The organism is Microbacterium deferens, assembly GCF_045517775.1.
Taxonomy (GTDB): Bacteria; Actinomycetota; Actinomycetes; order Actinomycetales; family Microbacteriaceae; genus Microbacterium.
The window spans coordinates 1-640 of the sequence record NZ_JBEUWT010000011.1; the positions used below are offsets into that span (position 1 = coordinate 1).

Below are 640 nucleotides of genomic sequence, written 5' to 3' on the forward strand. Positions count from 1 at the left end.
CGCATCCTGCGAATGGCGAGCGGTGTTCCACTCGTGCAGCAGCTGCGTCGGATGGTCGCCGAACCGGTCCCAGCAATGCTGCACCCAGCCATAGGCGGGGTCGGTCAGGTACTCCAGGAACAGTCGCAGTGCGTTCTGATAGCCCAGAACGGTGGAGTGCGAGGCGCCGCGCAGTGCGCGCAGCTCGAGGAAGAACTCGTCCACCATCGGCGTGGACCACGACCACGGATAGCTCTCCGCGAACAGCCGGAACCGGGTCACGATCGTGCGGCGCTTGTCCACCGTCGACGCCGACAGATTGCGGGCGATCTGCTGCGCCGCCCAGCCGTCCAGCATCGCCAGCCACACACCTTCCTCGGCGTTGAACAGCGGGATCGCGGCCCGCAGATGCACGGGAACCGCACCCGGGACCACAGGAGGAGGAGTTCGCATATTACGCGAAACATTCGCAGAAACCGCGAACGCCTGTCAAGTACGCCGAACAACACCCAGGTCAGCGACACTTTCAAGCCCGAGCCAGAGCCGTCCACAGCGACTGAACGCTGCGAGAGTAGCCACCGACGAGTGGGCTCGTTCGGCGCCAAACAACGGAGGTCGAGGGGAGCGGCCAATTCGCATCAGACGCGAAGATGTCGTCTTC

At 64.4% G+C, this 640-nt stretch carries 1 pseudogene; it reads right to left on the reverse strand.

Annotated elements, in window-relative coordinates:
* Positions 1–393, reverse strand: a pseudogene (locus ABTU82_RS16715) (site-specific integrase); the annotation flags it as partial.
* Between the last annotated feature and the right edge of the window lie 247 nt (positions 394–640).